The sequence below is a fragment of the Enterocloster bolteae genome (assembly GCF_002234575.2).
Classification (GTDB): Bacteria; Bacillota; Clostridia; order Lachnospirales; family Lachnospiraceae; genus Enterocloster; species Enterocloster bolteae.
Genome location: NZ_CP022464.2, coordinates 5,143,966 through 5,170,219, shown reverse-complemented (window position 1 = coordinate 5,170,219; position 26,254 = coordinate 5,143,966). Strand labels below are relative to the sequence as shown.

The window sequence follows — 26,254 nt, the reverse complement described above, 5'->3', positions numbered from 1 at the left end:
TTGGCATGAAACTTGCGTTCTGTATTGTGACATGGTTTATGACTTGGGAGGGCAGTTTCTCTCAAGGAAAAATAAAAAGGAGAGGAATTTTTTATGAGAAATCAGGATGTATCGCAGTGGAAGGTAGCAGTACTTGGAGCGGGAAGCATGGGACAGTGCATAGCACAGTTTATGGCTATGAACAGCCATCAGGTATTCCTGTATAACCGGACCCCGTCAAATTTAGCGAATGCGTTGGTTCAGATGGAAAATAACCTTCAGACGCTGGTATCGCTGGGGCAGATGAAAGCAGGGGATATTCCGGACATCATGAACCGGATTGCGGGAAGCAGTGACCTGAAGGGTTCTGTGGAACAGGCTGATATTGTAATTGAAAACCTGGCTGAGTCAGAGGAGGTCAAAAAAAACATTTTTACCCAATTAGATGAATACTGTGACAAGGATGTAATTCTGTCCAGTGATACATCAACCATGGATATTTTTAGCTTTTTGGAGGTATCCCATCCGGAACGCCTGGTCATCACCCATTTTTTTAATCCTGCCCATGTGATGCCGCTGGTAGAACTTGTACGGGGACCTGAGACTTCAGATGAGGTGGCGGGGGCAACAAAACACTTTTTGGAGGATACGGGCAAACAGGTTGCTGTGCTGAATAAATGTATTCCCGGATTTATTCTGAACAGAATCACGCTGTCCGTGTTCCGCGAGGCGGCCCACCTTGTGGAGTCAGGGGTGGCGACACCGGAAGACATTGATAAAGCTGTCACATCTACCTTCGGCCCGCGTTATACGTTTGAGGGACCGTTTGGGCTGAGTGATTTTGCAGGTATTGACATTTATGAACGTTTAGCCACGCTTTTGCCTCCGGTTCTCTGTTCCGACACCGAGTGTCCAAAATTGCTGCACAAAATGGTACAGGAAGGAAAGCTGGGCGTAAAATCCGGCGAGGGATTTTACCGTTACGATGATGAAAAGGCGGCCAGAAGGGACCGGGATTCAAAGATAATGAAAATGCTGGCCGCCATACAGGAAGTAAATAAACGTGGTTAATCAGTTTCAATTCCGAATTCTTCCAATTTTCGGTAGAAGGTCCGCCGGGATATTTCCAGGTACTGGCTGGCTGCGGTACGGTTGTTGCTGCAGGCAGCCAGCGCCTCATATATGTCCTCTTTTGTAATTACTTTGCGTTTCCCGCTTTTGGGATGCCGCGGATTGGACGGATCCAGCGGCGCTTCGGTACCCGAAGGAATATTGAAAGCCGCCTCAGGCAACGGGACAGAGGGTGCGCCGGTACTCCAAGGGACGGCAGCAGCGGTATCCTCCTTCGGAAATGCTTCCCGGAGCGCGGAGACGGAGCTGATATTCTTTAACGCGTTCTTGGGATAGTACCGCTCTGATACATTGTCCAGGATATATTCCGGGAGAATGATGTCTCCGGGATATAACTGCACAATGCACTCTATCAGGTTCTGCAGCTCGCGGACGTTGCCAAACCAGTCCATTTGCTGAAGAAGTTCCTTTGCGTTTTCTGAAAAACGCATGATGTTTGGTTTATCAATCCGTCTGGAGATGCTCCGGATAAAATGTTCGGCAAGAGGAACTATGTCATCGCGCCGTTCCCGCAGCGGCATGAGATACAGCTTCATGGTACTGAGACGGTAATATAAGTCTGCACGGAAAAGCTTTTGTGCAATCATGTCGTCAATATTGGCATTTGTTGCGGCAATGATACGGACGTCCACACGTATATTCTTAGAGCTGCCCAGGCGCATCAGCTGCTTGGTTTCGGTTACCCGAAGCAGTTTTGCCTGCAGTTCCAATGGCATTTCCCCGATTTCATCCAGAAAAATGGTGCCTCCGTTGGCAAGCTCAAATTTTCCGATATTGCCGTTCTTGCGGGCGCCGGTAAACGCTCCGGTCTCATAGCCAAACAGTTCACTTTCTACCAGGTCACGGGGAAGAGCGCCGCAGTTTAGGGCAATGAACGGTTTCTCGCGCCGTGCGCTTGCGTTATGAATAGCCTGGGCAAATACATCTTTGCCGGTTCCGCTTTCTCCGAGAATCATGATATTACTGTTGGTTTGCGCCATGCGCTGAGCTTTCTGAATCAGTTTTTTCAAATCGGCATTTTCTCCAATGATATCATGGAAGGTCTTGATTGCACCATTTGCCACCTGTCTGGAAAGCTCAGCGGTCATCTTCTGGGGAGTTGTAAAGTAAAAGACAACGCCATGGGCATTAATCATAGGCTGGTTGAAGGCATCAGTCGAAGCGATGACTTCCACGGTCTTTCCATTGCAGGTCACCTCCAAAGGCTGGTTTGCAATGGTGCGGTGGTTCTGTACGATGTCCCAGAGTTCTTTGTTGGCCGGCAGGGGATCGATGAGATTTTCCGCCGGTTCATAGTATATATTGATGGGCGGAGTCTCAAGGACTTTAAAAAGTTCATCATTATAGTAGGTGGCAAGATTGCGCCCGGAGGTGCTCATCATGTTATCAATGGAAAGAATGCCCTTGCCGCTGCGCTCGTAATACATGGTTGCAATGTTGTTAAACTGCAGTGTTATCATCATATCATGGGCTGTTCCTCGGATCATGGTCAGATAATCGTCCCATGCATTGTCCAGAGAAGCAATAATCCCAAGACCGCATTCCTCCATCTGGTCATAAGGTTCATAAGGACTTAGGATGCTGATAGGGGCATAGTAAACGGCATACTTTTTTAATAGGGGAAATTCATTTTCCTCACCGATGGTACACAGGCTTTCACGTCCAATGATTCCCTGCCGGACAGCATTATAACCGATGTTCACCCAGTTGCTTCCTGCCCGGATCCCATCATTCATGAAGCGTTCCAGGGTATAATTCTCATGTGCAAAGAGGTCCAGGAGAAGTCCGTCGCGGGAGAATAATCCCATGGCGTAACGGCTTCCGTGGCTTATGGATATGGTCTTGCCGATGTAACGCCAGATAAAGGTATACAGGCGGGAGAGCTTCTTCCGCTCAATACTAAGTGTCTCATAAGGAACATAGTCGAAATTTTCGTTTGGCATAGGGGTCACTCCTGTACAAAAATGTGTCATTTACGTTATAATATCATTAAGTATAACACACATGTGTGCCATTTAAAAGAAAAATGACACGTTGACTTTGGGTTTTAAGGAAAATGGGGGAAAATGGCACAAAAAAGTTGGCATGAAAGTTGCATGTTATAAAAGTATAGGCTTTGTAAGAGGGAAGCCGGAGTTTAAAAGGAGGAAGAGATAATGGCAGTGCGCAATAAACCACTTGGAAGGATTGATGTAAATGTAATTGATGATATCTGGAAAGGCAGTATTGATATGCATATACATCCGGGACCGGATCCGCTTGCAGAAAGGCCGGTCGACAGCATACAGGCGGCGCAAATGGCGGAGCGCTCCAAAATGGGAGGAATTGTACTAAAAAGTTTTTCCTATAATACAGTGTCCGATGCATATTTAATCGAAAAGAACCTGACATCCGGCCTTCGCGTATTCGGCAGTGTTGTGATTGGCTACACCACAACCGGCGGCCTGTCCCACGCGTCAGAGACGATTGAAGCCATGGCCAAAATCGGATGTAAGGTTGTGTGGTTTCCGGCTATGGATTCAAAATGGTGCCGGTCCTATCTGGGGAAAGAGGGAGGTATCAGCATCCTTAAGAAGGATGGGATATTAAAGGACGAGGTACTTGATATATTGGAGCTGGTGAAGCAGTATGACATGGTTGTATGCTCCGGCCATATGTCCTATGAAGAAAGTACAAAGATGTTTGACGCGGCAATACAGAAGGGGATCACGAAGATGGTTGCCACCCATCCGCTGGCAGAGCTGAGCCGCTTTACCCTGGATCAGATTCAGGAACTGGCGGCTAAGGGCGTGTATATTGAACATGTATACGGAACCTTGATGCCTCGTCTGGGGAGCATGGATCCTAGCGATTATGTTGATTGCGTGAAACTGGTTGGCGCTGACAGGTGTATCATGGGAACAGATCTGGCACAGGTATGGGACATGACGCCCGCCGATGGCATGCGCCACTTTATAGCAATGATGATTCAGTTTGGGTGCACACCGGCAGAGGTGGAAGCAATGAGTAAAAAGAACCCGGCGAAATTGCTGGGGATGGAGGAAGGACAGGAGGAACAGTGATGAGTGATTTAAAAGATAAAAAGTTTGGATTTTTGGGCTGGGGAGCTATTGGATTTCCAATCTGCCATGGACTGGTAAAAAGTGGATATACGGTATATCTGCCAGTATATAGAAGGAAGAGTGCGCAGAGGCACGGATTTTCAGGGTTGGTTCCGGACGAAAAATCAAAGACAGAGGCAATCGACTGGATGCTGGGAAATGGAGGTATTGCCGCTGCTTCCCAGAGAGAGCTTCTGGAAAACAGTGACATTTTAGTGTTTTCACTGCCAAAATCCCAGCAGGTGGAAGAGGTGGTGCTGGGTAAGGATGGTGTTATGGAGGTGTGTAAGCCGGGAACCATAATCATTGATATGACCTCGGCAGATGCGGTCAGCACGAAAAAGCTTGCCGCGCTCCTTGAAAAAAAGGGGATAGAGCTGTTAGATGCCCCGGTGAGCGGAGGAACCTCCGGCGCGGCGGCACAGACATTGACAATCATGTGCGGCGGCAAAGAGGACACATTCCTTGCGGTAAAGCCGGTGCTGGATGTGATGGGGGCTCCGGATAAGGTGACCTACATGGGGCCCAACGGTTCCGGCGATATGATTAAATGTGCAAATAATTTTCTTTCGGCCTGTTGCGCGGCCGCGACAACGGAGGCGGTCGCGGTATGCGCCAAAGCCGGTATCGATCCGCATTTGGCGGTACAGGTAATTGGCACCAGTGGAGGAACCAACCATGCGGCAACCATGAAATTCCCCAATATTGTGTTTCCGGGAAAAAACTGGAATTTTTCCTTAGGGTTGATGAGCAAGGATGTGGGTTTGTTTAATTCCGCAAGCAAGGATATGGGAATCCCCTCCCTGTTCGGCAATCTTACGGCGCAGATACTGGCAATCCCCAAAGCGGAAGAAGGGGATGACGCGGATTGTATTCAGGTGCAGAAACTGTATGAGCGGTGGGCGAAGGTAGAACTTTGCGGTATTGATAATGAAAAATAAAGAGGACAGATTATGGCCCTGAAACCATTGGATGGAATAAGAATCGTGGAGATGGGAACCACAGAAGCAGAAGGGATAGCCGCTCTTCTGCTTTCTGATTATGGAGCGGAGGTAATCCGCCTGGAGTTCCCGAAGGAAGAGAAGGAAGAAAACAGTCAGGACTATCGTGTCTGTGACAGAGGAAAAATGAGAGTCCGTTTCCGACCGGATGAGCCGGACGACAGAAAATGGCTGGAGAAACTGCTTACCCGGGTTGATGCGGTTGTGACATCTGTGCCAGATATCCGGATGTCACAGTGGAATCTGGATGTTGACACATTGTGCAGCAGAAATCCAGGAATGGTATATACATCTGTAACCGGTTATGGACAGACAGGTCCTTATGGGAATGGACGTTTGTATGATGAGGCCACAATCCAGGCGGAATCAGGCTTCATGTCAATCACGGGCCCGGAACATGGAGACCCTGTGCGCAGCGGGAGTGATTTTGCCACATTTGCCGCAGGGGCTAATGCCTGCATCGGGACGCTTATGGCGCTCATCGACGCACAGCGCACCGGCAGGGGAAGGCGGGTTGACGTATCAATGATGGATTCGGTTCTATACGGCCTGGAAAACCAGTTCAGTGTATATCTGAAATCGGAGCATATTCCGGAGCGGCTTGGGAATCATTACGCGCTTTCCGCCCCTGTTGGGGATTTTACGTGCAGGGATGGAAAAAAAATCATGATATCGGTTGCTACAGGGGCACAGTGGGAAAATTTCGCAGATGTTATGGGACATCCGGAATGGCTGGAAAATCCGGATTATCGGAATGTGGGAGCACGCCTGAAAAATCACCATATGCTTGAAAAAGAGGTATCGACTGCGTTTGCAGAATATACCAGCGGGGAATGGATGAAGCGGCTGCAGACCCAAAAATGTATATATGGCCGGATAAATGATTTTAAAGAGGTAGCAAGGCATGAACAGGTTCAGGCCAGGCACATGTTTATCGAAATAACGGCCCCGGATGGGACGAAAATGACAGTGCCGTCCAATCCGCTTGTTATGGATGGTGAGAAGAACGCTGGCACAGTGGTGAATGACACAATGATGTGTCACGATTGTGCCGTAGATTAACTGCTTTTGACACAAAATAGTGTGCCGAAAGATAGGAACCAATAAAAAGCACAGCAAAAACGTTTTAAACGGACTTAAATTTTTGGCATGAAACTTGCATTATATATAAGCGTAGGTTCCACTGATACTTGAACGTAAATAAACAATAAAAGGAGACGAAAATATGAGTAAACCGTTAGAAGGTTTTCGGATTTTGGATTTCAGCCAGTTTATGTCCGGCCCCATGTGCACCCTGTTATTATCAGATTTTGGCGCGGAAGTGATTAAAATCGAAAACCCACCCATTGGCGATAACACACGTTACGGTAATATCATCGACCATGAAGTGAGCAGTCATTTTGCCACCCGTAACAGAGGCAAAAAGAGTATTGTATTGAATATGAAAGATGAGGCGCATAAAAAACTGTTTTTGGAGCTGGTGAAGACGGCTGACGCCGTGATAGAAAATTATAAACCGGGCACCATGGAAAAATTTGGGATTAATTATGAAGTACTGAAAGAAATCAATCCTGGAATTGTATTTACCTCAATATCCGGTTACGGACAGGACGGACCATATGCATCCCACGCTGCCTTTGACCAGACCGTGCAGGCAGAATCCGGCATGATGAGCATCACCGGCCCTGAGGGCGGGGAACCGGTAAAGAGCGGGGGTTCCATTGCGGATTACTCCGGAGGACTGATGGCGTGCATCGGCACGCTGATGGGAATTTTGGAAGCACAGAAAACTGGACATGGTCGTAGGGTGGATGTGTCAATGATGGACTCCCTGATTTTCTGCCTGGAAAATCAGTTCAGTTCCTACCTGATGACGGGTAAGGTACCGAGGCCCATGGGCAACAGCTACGCGTCCAGCGCACCTATTGGCGCCTATAAATGCAAGGACGGAAAATCCCTGATGATTACCGTTGGAACGGATGCGCAGTGGAAGACATTCTGCGAGGCATTGAACCAGCCGCAGTGGTATGCCAATGAAGGATGGGCAACCATGACACAGAGGGCGGCGGATTATAAGGCTATCGACGCAGAGGTGAACCGGGTATTCAGCCGGTACGACAGCGATGAGGTGGCTGACATGCTGTTTAAAGGGAAATGTGTTTATGGCAGAATTAATGATTTTGAAGCGGTCGCAAACCATCCCCAGGTCCGGCACCGCAGAACAATCGTGAATGCAAATTATGCCAATGGGGTTACCTTTCGCGTGCCTGGCAACCCAATTCTGATGAGCGATCTGGAGCGAGAAACAGATTATACGGCGGCAGAGCTGGGGGAGAATACCTTTGAAGTGCTTGGCGAGGTTGCGGACCAGGAGACACTGCACCGGCTTTTTGACCCTGTGCTGGAGAAGGCGGCAGAGGCCCAGAAGGCAATTTATTCTAAATCAAAGTAAGGAGATTGCATTATGGCAAGATTAATTGAAAGCGGAAAGATAGAGGAAGTGGTTTTCGCCAGATTTGAGCCTGGTGAGGATATCCTGAAAGCCTTATACGATATCTGCCGGGAGAAGGATATCAGGACCGGCATTATTCTGGACGGCAGCGGAAGCGCGGTTGATTTTACATATCAGCATTTCCCAATCAACCCGAAACTGTGTCCCACAAATGTATCCATCGGGACCATGCATGGAAAATGTGAGATCAGCCTGCAGGGCACCATTGGCACTACGGTGTGTAATCTCGCAGAGGGGGATACTCCGGACACGGTGGTTGAGAGGATGTTCCCGACAATTCCCGGGCTCTGGGAAGGACCGGTGGACAAATGGCCCATGGTCGGCTGCGAGTATGGACCGGGAACTCCCTATATCCATGCACATTGTGTGGCCAGCAATGCAGATTATACGGTATGCGGACATCTGATGCCGGGTACCAGGGTGGCATCCGGCGATCCCAGCAAGCCTTCCCATTTTACGGTAATCATAGCAAAAATCAGCGGTGTGGAATTGCAGGCAACCATCGACCATAAGATTGGTTTTTATCAGAATCTTGTACGGGTTGATGAATGATTTGTGGGAGGTAGGATATGCGCGATTTATTTGAAAAAAATCCTTTTCTGGAAAAGGTCAGTGCAGGAAAAGCGCCTGTGGGATTTTTTAACTATTTAAGGGATACTGCTGTACTGGACATTGCCGGGACCGTGGGCTTTGATTTTGTGGTCATTGACAATGAGCATACAGGAATGGAGCGGGAGACAACGGAAAAACTGATTCTGGCAGCGGAGCTGAATCAGGTAGTGCCCTTTGTCCGTGTCCCGGAGCTGATTCCATATCTTATGAGAAATTACATGGAGATGGGCGCCCGCGGTGTCCTGGTGCCCCATATCCGCAGCGGGGCAGAATGCAGGATGGCTCAGGAGGCCCTCAGATATCCGCCATATGGCAATGCCAGCTGCTGCAGGTCCAACCATGCAGACGGATTTGAGGCAAAGAACTGGATGAAATACTTAGACCATGTACAGGAACTGGTATTTGTACCCATGATTGAGGACCCGGAAGCAATTGGACACCTGGATGAGATCCTGGATGAGTTAAAGCCAGGACGGGACATGGTGATGTTTGGGAAGGCAGATTATGGACAGGCCTGTGGCTCTCTGAACGCGGATGGAACCTTTACTTCTGAGGTAAACGAGGCCTATTTAAAAGTTATGGAACGCTGCCGGGCAAGGAATATCGGTTTTATGGCCTGTCCGTCCGCCGGACCCGCAGGGCAGACGGCCGCCGATGTGAAAAAGGTGATTGAGGAAGGGTGCTCCGCCGTGGTATTAAATACCGACCAATTGACGCTGGCGGCAGCATTTGGGAATATTGTCGGCCCGTGCCTGGCTCTTGATATAAAAAAATAAGGACAAAAATCTTAGAGGAGGGAAGTATGGATTTAAATTTAGCAGGAAAAGTCGTGGCAATCACCGGTGGTTCCGAAGGAATTGGTTATGCCATGGCTGAAGCGTTTGCAAAAGAAGGATGCCGGGTTGCCATCTGTTCCAGGTCCCAGGAAAAGCTTGACAAAGCAAAGGCTGAATTTCAGGAGAAGGGGTTTGACCTTTATGTAAGAAGTGTGGATGTCAGTGATTCCAACAGGCTCTATGCTTTTGTGGAAGAGGTAAAGAACGATTTGGGACGTATCGATATCTGGATTAACAATACGGCCACAACGGTTGTGAAATCCATACTGGAACTGGAACTGGAGGAGTGGAACCGGATCATGAATACCAACCTGAATTCCTACTTTGTGGGAACCCAGGCCGCGGGACGTGTCATGAAGGAGCAGGGAGGCGGGGTAATCGTGAACGTGGCTTCCTTTGGCGGACTGATGCCTCCTATGTACCGGAGTGCATACTGTACCAGCAAATATGGGATTAATGGCCTGACCAGGATGTCTGCCGCGGAATTTGCTCCTTTTGGAATCCGTGTAAACGCGGTGGCGCCAGGAAGCATCAACACGGCCATGCAGGCAGCGGCAGGACGGACCGAGGAGGATGTAAAGCGCGTGGCAAAGAACTTTGCGCTGCACAGGGCAGGGGAGCCGGAGGAGGTAGCAAATGTGGCGCTCTTCCTTGCATCAGACATGTCTTCCTATATAGACGGTGTGGTGCTGGAGTGCAGCGGCGGTAAGTTCCTGGCTCAGGACTGTGACACCGCGTGGCAGCAGAGACGTTGACCATGTGTTAAAAAAACAATAATTGGGGGATTAAGAGATGTTAGGAGTTATAGGACTTATTCTGGCAATCATCTTTCTGATGGTTTTTGCTTATAAAGGGCTGGGAGCACTGCCGTTAGCAATGGCAGGCGCATTGATTGCCGTGATTTTTAACCATATGCCGGTCTATGAAACATTTACCGGCAGCTTTGTGCCGGGATATGCAAGTGCGTTTACCAGCTATATGCTTCTTTTTGTAAGTTCAGCTTTTTATGCAAAACTAATGGATATATCCGGCTGTGCCACTGCAATTGGAAATAAGTTTACGGAGTGGTTTGGGATTGGACATGTGGTGCTGGTGGGTATCGTGATTGTGGGTATCCTGACCTACGGCGGCATCAGCTTATTTGTGGTGATTTACGCAGCAGCGCCAATCCTGTATACTATGTTAAAGAAAGCCAACCTGCCCAGACATCTGACGGTCATATGTTTCAGTGCGGGTTCCTCTACCTTTTCCATGACCTGTCTGCCGGGGTCGCCGCAGTTATCCAACCTGGTGGCCACAGAATATCTGGGAACCAGCTTGAATGCGGCCCCCATCATGGGTATTACCTGTGGTATTGCAATGTTTGTAATGTGTGCGCTTTATGGGGAATGGGCATCTAAGAAGGCCCGTGAGCGTAAGGAGGAATGGAGTTATCCCGCCAATGTGGACCCGAAGAACTATGAAGTTGATGCCAGCCAGCTGCCGGCGGCCTGGAAAGGATTTCTGACAATCGTCAGTCTCATCCTTATCATTATTGTTGGCAGCCATAAGGGTATCAATGCCACATTGATTGCAGTGGCTGCAATGGTAGTTGGCAGCATCATGGTCATTGTCCTGAATGCGGATCGGTTTTTCGGAAAGGTAAAATGGTTGAAGCTTTTTACGGAAGGAATGACCAGTGGTGTGACTTCCATCGGAGGGATTGCGGCAATCCTTGGTTTTGGCGCAGTTGTAAAAGCCACGCCGGCCTATCAGAACATTATAGATTGGGCGTTGGGACTGAATATGAACCCGCTGTTGCTTGCAGTGGTTGTGACCTGTATTGTTTGTGCCATCGCGGGCGGCTCGTCTTCCGGACAGCGCATCATGTATGAGACCATGGCGCCTACCTTTCTGGCTTCCGGTGCAAATCTTCCAGTACTCCACAGGCTGGTAGCCATTGCATCCGGTTCCCTGGATACGCTGCCTCATTCTTCCGGCCTGTTCCTGGTGTATGACCTGCTGGGGCTGACCCATAAGAATGCATACCGTCACAGCTTTGCAACATCAGTTGTGATTCCGCTTTTTGTAACTATTGTAGCAACAACTATCTGTGTGGCTACTGGAATTTAAACATAAAAATAATAATATTTCAAGGAGGAACAAAATATGTCAGAACATCGTATTGACGAAACATGCCGCTATGAGGAGGATTTCACCATCCGGAACTTTAATAAGATGATGGATGGAAAGGTTGTGATTGTAACCGGCGCAAGCTACGGCATGGGCAAAAAAATGGCACAATTAATGGTTGAGCAAGGGGCAAAGGTATTTGTGACTGCACGCGGGAAGGAAAAGCTGGACGCAGCCATTGCCGATATCAAAGAGAAGACTGGTGGTGATATTACCGGAATTACTGCGGATTCATCTAGACCCGAGGAATGTAAGAAGGTATTTGAAAAAGCCCTAGAGGCATATGGTGACATTGATGTGCTGATTAACAATGCCGGCAAAGGAGAACTCATTACCATTGATGCGGTCAGTGATGAGGTCATTGATCAGGTAGTGGATACCAACATGAAGGGACCGCTGTACCTGTGCCGTGAAGCAGTAAGATATTTCCTGAAAAAGGATAGCGGGAATATCATCAACATTTCTTCTGTTAACGGTATCCGCCCCATGTGCGGCGCTGCATATTGTGCAACAAAGGGCGGTTTGAATACCCTGACCAAGAACGTTGCAATCCGCTGTACCGGTACCGGTGTCCGCTGTAATGCGGTTGCTCCCGGACATACTCCTAGCCCTACCGCCTATGCTCATGATGACGGCGGTCCTCAGACCCTGGCCGAGGGAGTCATGAATGAGGTACGCAATACACGTACCGTACGTTCCGTGCATCCGTGGGAAATTGATCAAGCTTATGCTGTGCTGTTCCTGGCCAGCGACATGTCCCGTTGTATCAATGGAGAAGTGCTTTCCGTTGACTGTGGCTGTTATTTATAATAATTGAAATTGTTTTTCAATGTCGGCATCCGTTTCCGGTTGCCGGCATTTATTATACCATGAAGATAAGAGGGCGCATGACTTGGCATTTTGGGACTGCAAACTATACCGTTTCTTGGAGTGGCCTGCGGTGGAACGTCATCCTGCAGATAAGAGGTATGATTGTGACACAGTGTTGAAATGGCACATGTATAAATGACACAGTTCAGAAGAAAGAGTGTGTTTTTTGGACGAAATGACACAACAAATAACAATATGGCGTGGTAGACCAGTAGAAACAGATTGGCATGATAATTGCTTTATATAATAGTAACAAACATATAAGCAGGAGGGAGAAAGAAAATCATGGAACAAAAATGGTCTGAATACCAGGAGGCCGCAAAACAGAAGTTCATTGAGGCCCGGGGCGCCTGGAAATGGAGTGCGATGTGGGATACCATTCTTGAGCTGGATCCAGGTATCGTGGCTTCGTATGCAAGCTATTCCTCTGTACCGGATAAGCGCAATTACCTTGACATCAGAATGCGAAAATTTATCTGTATTGCAATCGACAGTGTGACCGGATGCTTGAATGCAGGTGGACTTAAAAATCATATGAAGCATGCCCTACAGCTGGGAATCGATGTAAAGGAAATCCTGGAGGTATTGGAGATTACCTGTATGGCAGGCGCCAGTACCCACCGGATGAGCGTGCCGATTCTTGTGGATGAACTGCAGCATAGGGGAATCAGCATTGCCGCAAGTGAATTGGATGGAAGACAAAAGGCCCTTAAAAAGGACTATATTGCCAAACATGGCGGATACTGGTCAGATGAGAAAGAAAATATTTTAAAGCTGGACCCGGACTATTTTGAAACATTTACAGAATTTGAAGCAGGTCCATGGAACAATGGTCCGCTGTCCCCAAAGGAGAAGGAATTAATCTACCTTGCTGTCCATGCGGCGCCGGTTACCCTGCATCCCTCTGAGGTCAGGTATCACATTTCAAGGGCGCTGGACTGTGGGGCTGAAATCAATGAAATCATGGATGTGCTCCATATTGTCAGTACGCTGGGAATCCATGCAGTAACCATGGGCGTTCCAATTCTGAAAGAAGCCATGAAGGAAGTGGAAGCAGAACAAAACAAATCTGAGAAATAAGAATACCAATAGGAGGAGACCAGCTATGAAAAGTCAAGTATAAATTAGGTGGAAATTTCAATTCCGTGTTTCGCAGAAAGAAGGGTAACTTTAACAAAGCTCCCTAAAAGCCCTTTTTCAAAATCTATCGATTATGGTATACAGACCTCTTATTCGAGGTTGAATGCTACTTCGTCAGTGAGCATCTTCCAGATGACTCTGACAAGTTTGCCAGCACAGTGCCCAAGGGCATTGTAATGAGTCCGGCCTTCCGCTCTCTTGGCATCATAATAAGCTTTGAAAGTAGCATTGTTTTTTACGACATTGTGAGCTGCATTCATGAGGGCATAGCGTAGCACTTTAGATCCTCTTTTGGACATCCTGGTTCTGTGAGCCTGGAAGTTTCCAGACTGATAAACGGTCGGATCCAGTCCAGCAAATGCAAGCAGTTTCTTTGGATTAGAGAATCGGTGTATATCACCAATCTCACCAAGAATCATTCCGCCATTCACGACACCAATTCCGGGAATGGTCATAATTACAGAGTGCAGGCAGGTGACAAGATTTGCCATTTCAAGCTCTGTAGAAAAAAGTTGGCTATCCAGTAACTCGATCTGTTCAATGGTATGAGTTATTTGAATAGATAGAGAACTGTCATTGACACCGACAGACTTCTGTGCGAGAACTCTTAATTCTCTGGCTTTATCCTTACCGAAATGGCCGTGGGAAGCAACTTCGAGGGTGTGAGCAAGATGGGTCAAATGCATAGAAGCAATAGCGTTGGGTGTCGGAGCCTCCTTAAGGACGGCATAGACAGAGTTTTGATGCAAGCCAGACTTAAAGAAGTATTGTAGTTCCGGGAATGCCTGGTCTACATAGGAAGTCAGCTGAATTTTTAAGCGTGTACGCTGCTTCACAAGTTTCTGGCGGAATCTACCGAGCTCTTTGAGCTCAATGTAATCCAGATCCTCTAAGGCCATAAACCGAAGGGAATCCTGCATCATAAGGGTTTTAGCAATCACAAACGTGTCGACTTTATCAGTCTTCGTTTTGCGTACATTATTTTTACGCATGAACGAAGTCTGGATAGGGTTGAGAACACACACTTTAAAGCCCTTGCTGATGAGAAAACGAACAAGGTTGTCACCGTAGTGTGCCGTTGATTCAAGACCTATGATGATACTGTTCTGGTCAAGTGGTGCCAGATGAGAAAGCAGTAGATAGAAGCCATCATAGTTATTAGAAAATTTGAACGGCTCGATGAGTATTTCGCCGTCGGAAGAAATCGCGGCGGCGAAATGGTTGAGTTTGGCAATATCAATGCCTACGTAAATCATGAGGTTGTACCTCCCTTTCATAAAGTCTGATACCGTGATATCCACCAGCAGTTATCATCGTAGACTTGATTGAAATAAGTACTCAGAGCAAACGCTCCGGCAACATCCAGCTAATAAACAATTCAGATAAAAGAGATGGCAATACACTCCTGTCGAGTAGTCGAGGCTACAAAAAAACATCAAAAGTCACAGTATCTGAATGTATTAAACCACGAAACAGAAAAAGAAAGGAAGTATGTTGTGTTTGCTTCTAACAACATCATACAAATATAATTATGGCAAATATTGAAAAAGTTGACTGGCATACCCGTAAAACCCCGGATTTTGATTCCATCATAGGAAAGGGAATGGGACCGAGATATTTTGAGTATACGTGGAGGGACGTAATCCTTTATGCGCTGGGGGTAGGATGTACAAAAGATGACTTGGCGTATGTGTGGGAAGGCTGCCCGGATGGATTTAAAGCACTGCCATCCTTTGTCCTGACGGCCTATCTGAATGCAATCACCATGCAGCCACAGCGGAGGGTACCTTACGCTCCTAATGAGATTCCCGGAGATTTGATTATTGAAGCTCTGGATGGTTATATCCCTAACCGGCTTCATATGGGTGTGGATTTCATCATGCACAGGCCCATTGACCCCCTGTGTGGAAAAATCCTGACGGAAGACAGCGTAGAGGAGGTATTTGACTGGGGCGAGAAAGGTGTTGTGAACCAGTGTAAGATGGAGATGTACGATATTGCGGGCAATCCGGTCTGTACATTGAGAAGCCAGCACTATATCGCTGCATTTGGTAATAATGGAAGACCAAAATACGTTTCCAATAAGATGAATTATCCGGGCAGGGAGCCTGATTTTGAATGTGATGATCACATTGCAGACAACCTTGCCGCTTTATACCGCCTGACCGGCGATACCTACACCACCCACATTGACCCGGAGGTTGGAAAAGGTTACGGATATAAGGGGGCCTTTATGCCTGGTCTATGCTCTGCCGGTTTTGCAGCAAGGCTGGCAATCCAGGCGGTTATCCCCTATCAGCCGGAACGCGTCACCCATGTTGCCACACAGTTAAGAAGCGTGACATTCCCGGATACTTATGTAAAGTTCCAGGCGTGGAAGATTGAGGAGGGGAAACTGATATACAGGATGCTTAATAAGGAAACAGGAAAAGCAATCGTAGACAACTGTCTGCTTGAGTATAAGTAATCATAGAATGTGCGGAAGGAAGTAAAGAATATGAAGTACAAGAAACTTTTATCACCGGGGAAAATCGGTTCCTTAGAACTTAAAAACCGCGCAATTATGGCGCCCATGTCCGCGGCCCTGGGCAATCCGGACGGAACGGTTTCAGACCCGCTGATTGCCTATCTTACCGCTCGTGCAAACGGCGGTGTGGGGATGATTATCACAGAGTACTGTTTTGTAACAGAGGACGGAAGATCCTCGGATCATCAGATATCCATAACGGATGATGATAAAATTCCGGGCCTGAAAAAACTGGTTGATGCAGTTCATGCTCATGGAGCGAAAATCTGTCTGCAGCTTCAGCACGGCGGCAGACGTTCCATGGTAAGGGTGATGGCTCCGTCCGCCATTATGAAGCAGACCGACAGGGTGACTCCCTATGAAATGACGACCCAGGACGTTCATGATTTAATTCACGCATTTATTGCGGCAGCTGTAAGGGCAAAGAAGGCCGGTTTCGATATGGTAGAGGTCCATTGCTCCCATGGCTATCTGCTGAATGATTTTGTCTCTCCAAGCGCCAACCGCAGGACCGATGAATTTGGCGGTGGGATTACAGGCCGTGCAAAAGTGCCAGTCATGATCATTGAGGGGATTAAGAAAGTATGTGGTGAGGATTATCCGGTCAGTGTACGCTTAAACGGCGATGATATGGTATCAGACGGTAATCTGGGAAGGGATTCGGCGGCATTGGCGATGCTGATGGAAGAGGCAGGCGCGGACCTGCTCGATGTTTCAGGCGGCATGAACGGCGTGGGTTATGGAATCGCCCCGGCTGCCGTGAAGACTGGATACAACACAGACCCTGCGGAAGAAATCAGGAGGGTGGTAAGTATTCCGGTAGCTGTGGCGGGCAGGATCAATGAACCGGAATATGCGGAGAGCCTTTTAAGAAAGGGAGATGTGGAATTCATTACACTGGGAAGAGCCCTGTTTGCAGACCCGGAGTTTGTCAATAAAGCGGCCCAGGGGAAAGAGGAGGAAATCTGTCCATGTGTAGGCTGTCTGCAGCGTTGTTATGGAAGCTATGGGCATGGCGGCCAATTCAGGGGCTGTATGGTGAATCCGTTCTCCATGAGGGAAACGGTACTTAAGATAAAGCCCGCGGAAACAAAGAAGAAAGTGGTAGTAGTAGGAGCCGGCATTGCCGGCATGGAAGCGGCATGGACGGCAGCGGCGCGGGGACATGCGGTTGAACTTTTTGAGCAGGGTACATATCCGGGGGGACAGTTTCGGATAGCCGCCATCCCGCCCCATAAGCAGATGCTGGCGAGAGCCTGTGTTTATTACAGCAACATGTGTAAAAAATATGGAGTTCATATGCATTACAATACAAAAGCAGACCGGGAGTTAATTGAGTCCTGCAATCCGGATGTTGTAGTCGTTGCCACCGGCGGCAATCCGCTGGTTCCGGGAATACCGGGATTAAGGGAATCCGGCTACATTGCGAACCGTGAAATCCTGCTTGGACGAATTGCACCCGGTAACAAGTCTCTGATACTTGGCGGTGGCCTTCAAGGGGCGGAGACAGCGGATTTCATGGCGGAGCATGGCTATGAGGTTACTGTGGTTGAAATGAGGAACGGAATCGCTGTAGATGACCATCCGGCTACGCAGAAGCTGCTTCTTGAGAGGCTGGCGTCCAACCATGTGGGGTTAATCACTTCAGCTACCGTTAAAACTGTGTATCCGGATGGTGTGGACTATGAGAAGGATGGAGAAATCATTGGTCTGAGAGGGTTTGACAGTATTATCCTGGCGTTTGGCACCAGGCCGGAACATACGCTGGCAGAAGAGTTGGAGGGGATGGATGCTGAAGTGGTAACCGTAGGCGATGCCGCGAAAGCCGGGAATGCGGTGGAAGCAATCTACCGCGGCGCAGTGCTGGGAACGACAATCTGACAGGAGACCAGCTATGAAAAGTCAAGTATAAATTAGGTGGAAATTTCAATTCCGTGTTTCGCAGAAAGAAGGGTAACTTTAACAAAGCTCCCTAAAAGCCCTTTTTCAAAATCTATCGATTATGGTATACAGACCTCTTATTCGAGGTTGAATGCTACTTCGTCAGTGAGCATCTTCCAGATGACTCTGACAAGTTTGCCAGCACAGTGCCCAAGGGCATTGTAATGAGTCCGGCCTTCCGCTCTCTTGGCATCATAATAAGCTTTGAAAGTAGCATTGTTTTTTACGACATTGTGAGCTGCATTCATGAGGGCATAGCGTAGCACTTTAGATCCTCTTTTGGACATCCTGGTTCTGTGAGCCTGGAAGTTTCCAGACTGATAAACGGTCGGATCCAGTCCAGCAAATGCAAGCAGTTTCTTTGGATTAGAGAATCGGTGTATATCACCAATCTCACCAAGAATCATTCCGCCATTCACGACACCAATTCCGGGAATGGTCATAATTACAGAGTGCAGGCAGGTGACAAGATTTGCCATTTCAAGCTCTGTAGAAAAAAGTTGGCTATCCAGTAACTCGATCTGTTCAATGGTATGAGTTATTTGAATAGATAGAGAACTGTCATTGACACCGACAGACTTCTGTGCGAGAACTCTTAATTCTCTGGCTTTATCCTTACCGAAATGGCCGTGGGAAGCAACTTCGAGGGTGTGAGCAAGATGGGTCAAATGCATAGAAGCAATAGCGTTGGGTGTCGGAGCCTCCTTAAGGACGGCATAGACAGAGTTTTGATGCAAGCCAGACTTAAAGAAGTATTGTAGTTCCGGGAATGCCTGGTCTACATAGGAAGTCAGCTGAATTTTTAAGCGTGTACGCTGCTTCACAAGTTTCTGGCGGAATCTACCGAGCTCTTTGAGCTCAATGTAATCCAGATCCTCTAAGGCCATAAACCGAAGGGAATCCTGCATCATAAGGGTTTTAGCAATCACAAACGTGTCGACTTTATCAGTCTTCGTTTTGCGTACATTATTTTTACGCATGAACGAAGTCTGGATAGGGTTGAGAACACACACTTTAAAGCCCTTGCTGATGAGAAAACGAACAAGGTTGTCACCGTAGTGTGCCGTTGATTCAAGACCTATGATGATACTGTTCTGGTCAAGTGGTGCCAGATGAGAAAGCAGTAGATAGAAGCCATCATAGTTATTAGAAAATTTGAACGGCTCGATGAGTATTTCGCCGTCGGAAGAAATCGCGGCGGCGAAATGGTTGAGTTTGGCAATATCAATGCCTACGTAAATCATGAGGTTGTACCTCCCTTTCATAAAGTCTGATACCGTGATATCCACCAGCAGTTATCATCGTAGACTTGATTGAAATAAGTACTCAGAGCAAACGCTCCGGCAACATCCAGCTAATAAACAATTCAGATAAAAGAGATGGCAATACACTCCTGTCGAGTAGTCGAGGCTACAAAAAAACATCAAAAGTCACAGTATCTGAATGTATTAAACCACGAAACAGAAAAAGAAAGGAAGTATGTTGTGTTTGCTTCTAACAACATCATACAAGAATATATATGGCAAAGCAAAAGATGGAAAAGACAAGATTCACGCTTTTGGATCTCGGGGACTTTGACGCATATAAAGCGGAGCATTTGACCCTTACCGAACAGGAAAAGAAGAAGGATGGGGTCAGGCGAATTGTCTGGCCTATCCCCTGCTACTGTGTCCTGGTGCAGCATCCGGTTCTTGGTAATGTGCTGTATGATACGGGAATCGATGACGGATATGAAGCTCGCTGGCCCAAAAATCTTCTGGAGGAATACCCGGTGAAGAGGTTTCACCGGTTGGAGGACCGGCTGGGAGAACTGGGACTCTGCCCATATGATATTGACATACTTATCCTTTCTCATATGCATTTTGACCATGCCGGCAACCTGCGTTTATTTTGTGGGACAAAGGCCGGAAAACATGTGGTCATACAGGAGGAGGAAGCACGTCACGGATTTACTCTTTCCAATATTTATGACTGTCAGGAAATCAGGTATCGCCATGATGGTTATGTCCGTCATGAATTCAATGGTCTGGATGGAATTGCATTTGACCTGGTAAGAGGTGACGTAAAACTGGCGGATGATTTGGAACTGCTCCATCTTCCGGGACATACGCCGGGAACCATGGGCATGGTGGTACGTACGGAAACCTTTGGAACCGCGGTTTTTCCATCGGATGCAGTTTATAATGCCATAAACTATGGACCTCCTGCCGTGCTTCCGGGGATGTGCGCCAGGCCGGAGGAGTTTGGCGGTAGCATTGAAACATGCAGAAAACTGGCAGAACGGGAAAAGGGGACTGTTTTTTTCAGCCATGACATGGCAGGTTATCAGACGTATAAGAAATCGCCGGAATGGTATGTATGATGTGGGCATAAAGCCAATCTATAAGAAATAGAGCGGATTATTTTGGCAGGGAAGACCATGATGAAAAGCAGGGAAATTTCTGGAGTGAATGATGGGAGGCAGACTATGCAGGCAACAGCACCGAAAACGCAGCATTTTGGAAAAGAGGCATTTGCCAAGATTGAAGGGACAGAAATCAGATGGTTAGGTAATGCGGGTGCACTGATTAATAGCAGAGGTACAACCGTAATGGTGGATCCTGTACTAAGTGGCTTTGATATGCCGTTATTGATTGAGATGCCTATTACAGAGGATGAAGTACCGGCAGTAGATGGAATCCTTCTGACACATTGCGATAACGACCACTATGGAAAACAGACCTGCAGCAGGCTTGCAGGCAAGACAGGGGCGTTTCATACAACAGAATATGTAAATACACTTTTGGCAAAAGAACTGCATATAAATGGACATGGCCACAAGATTGGGGACTATTTTACCATTGGATCAATCAAGGTTACTTTGACGCCTGCAGACCATGCATGGCAGAATGAATCCCCCAAACATCACACAAGGGACTTTCACGCAAGAGATTTCTGTGGGTTCTGGCTAGATACGCCGGATGGAAGCATATGGGCGGTTGGAGACAGCAGGTTGTTGGAGACACAGCTTAAGATGCCAAAACCGAATGCTGTTTTATTTGATTTTTCAGACAGCAGGTGGCATATAGGGCTGGATGGAGCAGAAAAATTTGCCAAGGCATACCCGGACACCCCATTGATTTTATGGCACTGGGGGAGCGTGGATGCGCCGGAATGGAATGAGTTCAATGGGAATCCGGATGTACTGTGCAGCCGTATTGTAAATCCTGGGCGGGTGGTTGTTCTGGCGCCTGGAGAGAAATACAGGATTTAATAGGGAGGGAGACAATAAACGGTGTAAAAAGAGCCATGCAGAGGGGGGCCGCTAATTTAGCAAGATGTTTAGAAAACAGAAATACCGCTGTTGTAAAGATATCTACTGCTAGAATGAAACCGAGTAAGAAACAGATGGCTAATTACACTGAGGATGGACATGTGAATTTGTGCGTAGATTGGCTGAAGTGTTTGATTGAGTGATGATAGTGCCGGTCGATGTAAATACGCAGGGCGGCACAGGTTTATATTTCTTCAACATTTAATTTAGGCCTTATAACGCATTATAAGCCACAGTGTGAGCTTTTTAAAAGAAGAATGGGGAGTTGGACAGATCTTTGATGATATGATGAATCTGGCCAAATGTGAGAGGGACAACTTTGCTAATATCTGAGTCATCAAATCTTTGAACCGTATTATGAAGAAACAATTTTGGAGGAAGAAACGAACCCGAACGTTGTATATGACTTGAAAAAGATTTTCCGGAGATGGCAGCACACGCTATGAGCAGAACGATGATTTTTTTGTGCGTATGTTCTCCGATTCGGACATGATGAAACAAGTAATGGAGTCCGTAGGCACAGTGCTCTATGAACGTCTGAAAAAGAAATATACATACCCAACACAGATACCTGAATTGAGTATGGTTGCGGAAGAAACTGTAAAATATAGTGGGAACCGCAATTAGAAGTAAGTTCTTGTTTTCAAAGCAAGTGGAGTGACATCAAGATCTAGCTATCCATAAGATACATTACAATGCTTTCTTGAAAGTTTATGAGTAATCATACTGTAACAATAGTGCATTGGCTTTTGTTGCAGTATGATGTTTTTGGTCATGGGCTTGACATAAGGGTGTTTTAGAGATTAGGGTAAAGTGAAAATTAACTTAGCTAAAGCAACTTGAATTAGCCCTTGTAACGCACCGTAAGCCGCCGTGCTGGCTTTTAAGGAGAAGAATGGGATAGATGGGCATACCACAGAAAAACTGGCTAATTTGGCCCAATATAAGAAAGCCCCTTTTGGATAAGAAAAATTGATATCTCAACGTCATATTCGTCGCCATGAATCAAACCGTATTCCCCGTTCGATTTGTGTGCAGGTTAAAGGGAGGTGCACCTAAAGGCGCCCCTCCCGGCCACAATCGCCCGCAATGCGGGCGTTTTTCTTCTTCCATGGAGGTGCACCTGTTTGGAGCCTTGGTCACCTGTTAGGTGGTCGGTTTTGGCTGGAGACCACGCAAATACAAGGAAAATAGCGCATTTATAGGTGCACCCTGTAGGTGGTTCTGACGTATTTGGAGCAGAATCTTTATGACATGTGGATATGGACTTCCGCCGGGATATTCGATATGGTGTTGGCGGAAGGAGGAGTGTCTATGAAGAAAACTACGAGGGAACAATGTGAGGAAGTCATAGCAGCCAGGGTAGAATGGCTGGTAAGCCGATGGCAGGCAGAAAAGACACAGGAAGAAAAGAAAGCAGACCACAAGCTGAACGAACGGATGGACTATTGGATGAAGGAAATTACCAAGGAGCAGAGGGATGCCATAGAGGATTGTATTGATGACATGCTGGATGGAAATGGGATGTGTCAGCTGTATCTGTATGAGGAAGGGGTGAAGGATGGGATACGATTGATGAAGATGATTCGGGATATGTGATAGTATGTTTTGAGGGTAGCCGTCATATTATGTGGCGGCTTTTTGTTTGTTTGGAGAGGAAAAACGAGGCGAAAAAAATCAAATACATGCTGTACCCGTACAAAAAAATACATGCCACGCCAAGGGTGGAGTCTGTCTATCCGGTGGGCCATGCCCTGGCCCATGGTGGCCTGCCAAGAAGTACCCAATGGAATATCTAGTACAGAGGGAAAGAATATAAACCATTTGAGGCGTGATAATCCGAGTAAAAATAACTAAAGTTGTATGTGCACTTTTAACGAAATTGGCTTTTTGAGGTTATCAAAAGGGGTCTGAAACTGGACTAATAGTGAGGGATATTTTTCGGCAGATATTTTGAAAGGGAAAATTGATGGGAGTGTTCAGGGTAGTTTGAAAAGTTTTTGCAATTAATCTTGGCTATCAAAGGGCTGTTTTTTACCATGAGTCGCGGGGGAATCTTTTCTGGAAATGTAATCTGCAAGCCTGGTTGTATACCGAACTTGTGTATCTTAAGAAAATCGTAAGAAGAAATCTGGTTATCAGAAGGCCTATTTTTTACCACTAGTAGTAGGGGATGTTTTTTTAGAAGGGAATGGTACAGGGATGAGGAACTGGATCGTCCATGCAATTGTAAAGAAAAACATAAGTCCATTCCCATGGAAATTGCCTATTCATGAGAGGGGAATGTATGAATACAGGGGAGGTTGACCCAACGAAGTTATCTGAAGAAGGAAGAAAAGAGCTGCTTCAATACCTGCGTTTCAGAGAAGTTTATATATATTTAAGAAAAAGTTTGGTTATCAGGAGGCCCTTTTTTTACCTCTAAAAGTAGGGGGATATTTTTTGGCAGGCATTTTAAAGGGAAAGACTGCAGAAGAGTTTATGGGAGGTTAATCAAGTTTTTGTAAGTAAGTTGGTTATCAGTAGGTCTGTTTTTCGGCTTTTAAATAGTAGAGGGGTATTTTTTGAAAACCCGGAATGGAAATGGAAGGAGAGAATGGGGTATAACCGGTCCATCCCTTAAGTGGGAGACCGGATATATGATAATCCACAAAAGAAAAAATGATTCATACAGGCCTGAATAAAAGGACGGGAGTAAGCCGTCCGTCGTACATTGACAACTTCATATCCAGCCAATCCGTTACATTGGCTGTCCGGTCGTGAGGAACGAAAGCGACGTGAGGGGTGCGCGATGACTGCCTGCAGGACATGGTCCTGTCCATGAATGTGTGTTACATCTTAAGGCAAGAGCGGCACACACCCGACTCCCAATCAATCATAAGCAGGGTTGAATCGCCATAATCCCGGACAGCTGACAATGATACTTCCGTCCAGTCACAGCCCCCTTGGCCGGGGACCACGCAATGAGGGCGGCCCCCGGAGAACCCGGAGGAGGTGGAATTCCTATGATGCCTGTACGCTGCAGGCAGGCGGACTGGCTGCCCTGTCCAGGTATCCTTCTGGACAAGCTTCGGGGAGTAGTGTCAAATAGAAGCACAAATAAGAGACAGAGAGAAGGTGGGTTCGATGCCAGATCATGCAGCCGTTCTTCCGGGATGACTGCATGGATGTGGAATGGAACGAGGCCAGAATGGATGAAGGTGTTACAGATGGGCATTCCCATAACAGCTTCAGGAGCGATACACATGAAGAAATCCGTGAGATGGAAATAGAGTATTCCTGGAGGAACTATGGAAACAATTGAGCTGCTTCCACACCTGCGATTCAGAGAAGTACAGAAGATACTGGATGAGCTGCTGCGCCAAAGACTGATTGACCCTGTCATGTATGACATGGTCCTTCGGAAGTACCAGAGGATATGTTCCCAACATGTTGTATAAAAATGTGAAGATTTGGAGAACTGATACTTGATATGGTGCAGGAAGTGTGGTAATGTGTCTTGTTGAAAACGGAGGAAAGGAGGTACAGCAAGTGGCAGAAGTATTGTGCATCCCAAAGACCATACCAGAGCATACAGGATACCAGATACGAAGCATTCGTGTGTGTGCATACTGCCGTGTGAGCACGGATGACGATGGCCAGTATCACTCTTACGACACACAGATGGAGTATTATAGAGGACTTATCCAGAAAAATCCGGCCTGGGAATTCTGCGGGATATATGCGGACGAGGGAATAAGCGGAACCAGCCGATGGGGGAGGGAGGACTTCCGGCGGATGCTGGAGGAATGTGAAAAAGGAAGGATAGACCTCATACTGACCAAATCAATCACCCGGTTTGCCAGGAACACAGTGGACACCTTATCCACGGTCCGCCATCTGAAGGAAATAGGGGTAAGTGTGTATTTCGAGAAAGAACGCCTGAATACCATGACGGAGGAGAGTGAAGGAATCCTGACCGTATACGGTGCGGTTGCACAGCAGGAGTCCGAGAACATCTCCCAAAACGTCCACTGGTCAGCGGTGAACCGGTTCCGGCATGGTACATTCGTGATAAGCAGACGGCCGTATGGCTACGATAAGGATGAAGCAAAGGAGCTGGCTGTCAAGGAGGATGAGGCCGTATGGGTCCGCAGGATGGCCAGCATGTACATGAACGGAATGAGCGGGGTGAGGATAGCCGAATACCTGAATCAGAACCAAGTAGCGGCGCCTTATGGTGGGCTCTGGTCCTCCGAAGCGGTCCTGCGGATCCTGTTCAACGAGAAAACAGTGGGTGACTGCCTTCACCAGAAAACCTATTCGACTGGGATGGTGCCGTTCCGGACAGAGAAAAACCGTGGGAAGAAGCCACAGTATTTTATAAGGGATGACCATGAGGGTATCCTTAGCAGGGATGAGCAGATTAGGTTACAACAGATAAAGGAGCACCGTCTTGGCAGACAGGCCAGGGCGAAATCATGTGGAAGTGAGGGAACCTATATCCTGAGCGGGAAAGTGGTATGCGGGGAATGCGGGAGAGCGTTCATCCGAAAGAAGGAGCAGAGACGAAAGGGAGTGTCCATCAAGTGGAGATGTCCGGGCCACCGGTCAGAGGCATGCCAGTGCTTTACCAATGAGATATGGGAAGCGGATATAGAAAGAATGTTTGTAAATACATTCAACACCCTGAAAGAGCATGCGGACGAGATATTGGACCCGGTCATCCGGGGGATGAAGAAGATGCAGGAAACCAATGGACTTTATGAGGCATTGGGTACCTTAAATCAAAAGAAACTGGAACTAAAAGAGCAGAGACATATACTCAGGCAGTTAAAAGCAAATGAGTGTATCGACTCTGCTCTTTATTTTGAGGAGAGCCAGAAGATTGAACAGGAGCTAAGCAGATGCAGGTCAGAAGAGAAACAGCTGCACAGTAGAGGTACCCACCAGGATACCATCACAGGGTTACAGGCCACCCTGCATCAGCTCCAGGGATATGATGGGAAGATGCAGGCGTTCGATGGTGACCAGTTTATCCTCCTGGTCCGGGAAGTCTCAGTGGGAAAGGAACGGGAGCTGGGCTTCCATCTGCGGTGCGGACTTAACCTATATGAGCCAGTCCTATGACAGGAGGGAT

General features: G+C 47.4%; 22 protein-coding genes. 19 read left to right on the top strand and 3 right to left on the bottom strand.

Annotation, left to right across the window (positions count from 1 at the left end):
- Nucleotides 1-93 precede the first annotated feature (93 nt).
- Complete coding sequence (locus CGC65_RS23780) at nt 94-1,050, top strand: 3-hydroxyacyl-CoA dehydrogenase family protein (RefSeq protein WP_002568794.1); 957 nt, start codon at nt 94-96, stop codon at nt 1,048-1,050.
- Here the strand turns inward: CGC65_RS23780 and CGC65_RS23775 are convergent.
- Nucleotides 1,047-3,053 (bottom strand): sigma-54 interaction domain-containing protein, encoded by a 2,007-nt coding sequence (locus CGC65_RS23775; protein ID WP_002568793.1) that lies wholly within the window; start codon nt 3,051-3,053, stop codon nt 1,047-1,049. The genes CGC65_RS23780 and CGC65_RS23775 overlap by 4 nt on opposite strands.
- 213 nt (nt 3,054-3,266) lie before the next feature.
- Here CGC65_RS23775 and CGC65_RS23770 point away from each other — a divergent pair, with 213 nt between their 5' ends.
- The 10 genes from CGC65_RS23770 (at nt 3,267) to CGC65_RS23725 (ending at nt 13,294) form a co-directional block, all read left to right on the top strand.
- Nucleotides 3,267-4,172, top strand: a complete 906-nt coding sequence (locus tag CGC65_RS23770; protein WP_002568792.1) for a DUF6282 family protein — start codon at nt 3,267-3,269, stop codon at nt 4,170-4,172.
- Nucleotides 4,172-5,152, top strand: a complete 981-nt coding sequence (locus tag CGC65_RS23765) for an NAD(P)-dependent oxidoreductase (RefSeq protein WP_002568791.1) — start codon at nt 4,172-4,174, stop codon at nt 5,150-5,152. Before CGC65_RS23770 ends, CGC65_RS23765 begins: the two co-directional genes overlap by 1 nt.
- A gap of 12 nt (nt 5,153-5,164) precedes the next feature.
- Nucleotides 5,165-6,274: a CaiB/BaiF CoA transferase family protein gene (locus tag CGC65_RS23760; protein ID WP_002568790.1), complete on the top strand. Its 1,110-nt coding sequence runs from the start codon at nt 5,165-5,167 to the stop codon at nt 6,272-6,274.
- 163 nt (nt 6,275-6,437) lie between these two features.
- Nucleotides 6,438-7,664, top strand: a complete 1,227-nt coding sequence (locus CGC65_RS23755) for a CaiB/BaiF CoA transferase family protein (protein ID WP_002568789.1) — start codon at nt 6,438-6,440, stop codon at nt 7,662-7,664.
- Between the two features lie 12 nt (nt 7,665-7,676).
- Entirely contained in the window at nt 7,677-8,276 is a 600-nt protein-coding gene (locus tag CGC65_RS23750) for a PCC domain-containing protein (protein ID WP_002568788.1), read from the top strand.
- A gap of 17 nt (nt 8,277-8,293) precedes the next feature.
- Nucleotides 8,294-9,112 carry an HpcH/HpaI aldolase family protein gene (locus CGC65_RS23745; RefSeq protein WP_002568787.1) on the top strand — a complete coding sequence of 273 codons (819 nt, stop codon included), beginning with the start codon at nt 8,294-8,296 and terminating at the stop codon, nt 9,110-9,112.
- A gap of 26 nt (nt 9,113-9,138) precedes the next feature.
- On the top strand, nt 9,139-9,927 hold the full coding sequence (locus CGC65_RS23740) for an SDR family NAD(P)-dependent oxidoreductase (RefSeq protein WP_002568786.1): 789 nt from the start codon (nt 9,139-9,141) through the stop codon (nt 9,925-9,927).
- Between the two features lie 37 nt (nt 9,928-9,964).
- Nucleotides 9,965-11,284: a GntP family permease gene (locus CGC65_RS23735; protein ID WP_002568785.1), complete on the top strand. Its 1,320-nt coding sequence runs from the start codon at nt 9,965-9,967 to the stop codon at nt 11,282-11,284.
- 36 nt (nt 11,285-11,320) lie between these two features.
- Nucleotides 11,321-12,154, top strand: a complete 834-nt coding sequence (locus CGC65_RS23730; protein ID WP_002568784.1) for an SDR family NAD(P)-dependent oxidoreductase — start codon at nt 11,321-11,323, stop codon at nt 12,152-12,154.
- A gap of 345 nt (nt 12,155-12,499) precedes the next feature.
- Nucleotides 12,500-13,294, top strand: a complete 795-nt coding sequence (locus tag CGC65_RS23725; RefSeq protein WP_002568783.1) for a carboxymuconolactone decarboxylase family protein — start codon at nt 12,500-12,502, stop codon at nt 13,292-13,294.
- Nucleotides 13,295-13,443: 149 nt separating this feature from the next.
- Here CGC65_RS23725 and CGC65_RS23720 read toward each other — a convergent pair whose 3' ends face one another.
- Nucleotides 13,444-14,610 carry an IS110 family RNA-guided transposase gene (locus CGC65_RS23720; protein WP_039896941.1) on the bottom strand — a complete coding sequence of 389 codons (1,167 nt, stop codon included), beginning with the start codon at nt 14,608-14,610 and terminating at the stop codon, nt 13,444-13,446.
- A gap of 275 nt (nt 14,611-14,885) precedes the next feature.
- Between CGC65_RS23720 and CGC65_RS23715 the strand changes: the two genes are divergently transcribed.
- Together CGC65_RS23715 and CGC65_RS23710 are read left to right on the top strand one after the other, a co-directional pair.
- Nucleotides 14,886-15,821 (top strand): MaoC/PaaZ C-terminal domain-containing protein, encoded by a 936-nt coding sequence (locus CGC65_RS23715; protein WP_002568782.1) that lies wholly within the window; start codon nt 14,886-14,888, stop codon nt 15,819-15,821.
- 30 nt (nt 15,822-15,851) lie between these two features.
- Entirely contained in the window at nt 15,852-17,762 is a 1,911-nt protein-coding gene (locus CGC65_RS23710) for an oxidoreductase (RefSeq protein WP_002568781.1), read from the top strand.
- 137 nt (nt 17,763-17,899) lie between these two features.
- Here the strand turns inward: CGC65_RS23710 and CGC65_RS23705 are convergent, their stop codons facing one another.
- Entirely contained in the window at nt 17,900-19,066 is a 1,167-nt protein-coding gene (locus CGC65_RS23705) for an IS110 family RNA-guided transposase (protein WP_039896941.1), read from the bottom strand.
- A gap of 290 nt (nt 19,067-19,356) precedes the next feature.
- Between CGC65_RS23705 and CGC65_RS23695 the strand changes: the two genes are divergently transcribed.
- The 6 genes from CGC65_RS23695 (at nt 19,357) to CGC65_RS23675 (ending at nt 26,244) form a co-directional block, all read left to right on the top strand.
- A complete protein-coding gene (locus CGC65_RS23695) occupies nt 19,357-20,184 on the top strand; it encodes an N-acyl homoserine lactonase family protein (protein ID WP_235622296.1) in 828 nt (275 codons plus the stop codon).
- Between the two features lie 105 nt (nt 20,185-20,289).
- Nucleotides 20,290-21,075, top strand: a complete 786-nt coding sequence (locus CGC65_RS23690; protein WP_002568779.1) for an MBL fold metallo-hydrolase — start codon at nt 20,290-20,292, stop codon at nt 21,073-21,075.
- Between the two features lie 1,374 nt (nt 21,076-22,449).
- Nucleotides 22,450-22,734, top strand: coding sequence for a DUF6809 family protein (locus CGC65_RS23685; RefSeq protein WP_002568778.1), 285 nt, complete (start codon nt 22,450-22,452; stop codon nt 22,732-22,734).
- Between the two features lie 1,564 nt (nt 22,735-24,298).
- Nucleotides 24,299-24,439 carry a hypothetical protein gene (locus CGC65_RS31065; protein ID WP_155419569.1) on the top strand — a complete coding sequence of 47 codons (141 nt, stop codon included), beginning with the start codon at nt 24,299-24,301 and terminating at the stop codon, nt 24,437-24,439.
- On the top strand, nt 24,426-24,575 hold the full coding sequence (locus CGC65_RS31415) for a hypothetical protein (protein WP_002568775.1): 150 nt from the start codon (nt 24,426-24,428) through the stop codon (nt 24,573-24,575). Before CGC65_RS31065 ends, CGC65_RS31415 begins: the two co-directional genes overlap by 14 nt.
- 91 nt (nt 24,576-24,666) lie before the next feature.
- A complete protein-coding gene (locus tag CGC65_RS23675) occupies nt 24,667-26,244 on the top strand; it encodes a recombinase family protein (protein ID WP_235622329.1) in 1,578 nt (525 codons plus the stop codon).
- Nucleotides 26,245-26,254: the final 10 nt, after the last annotated feature.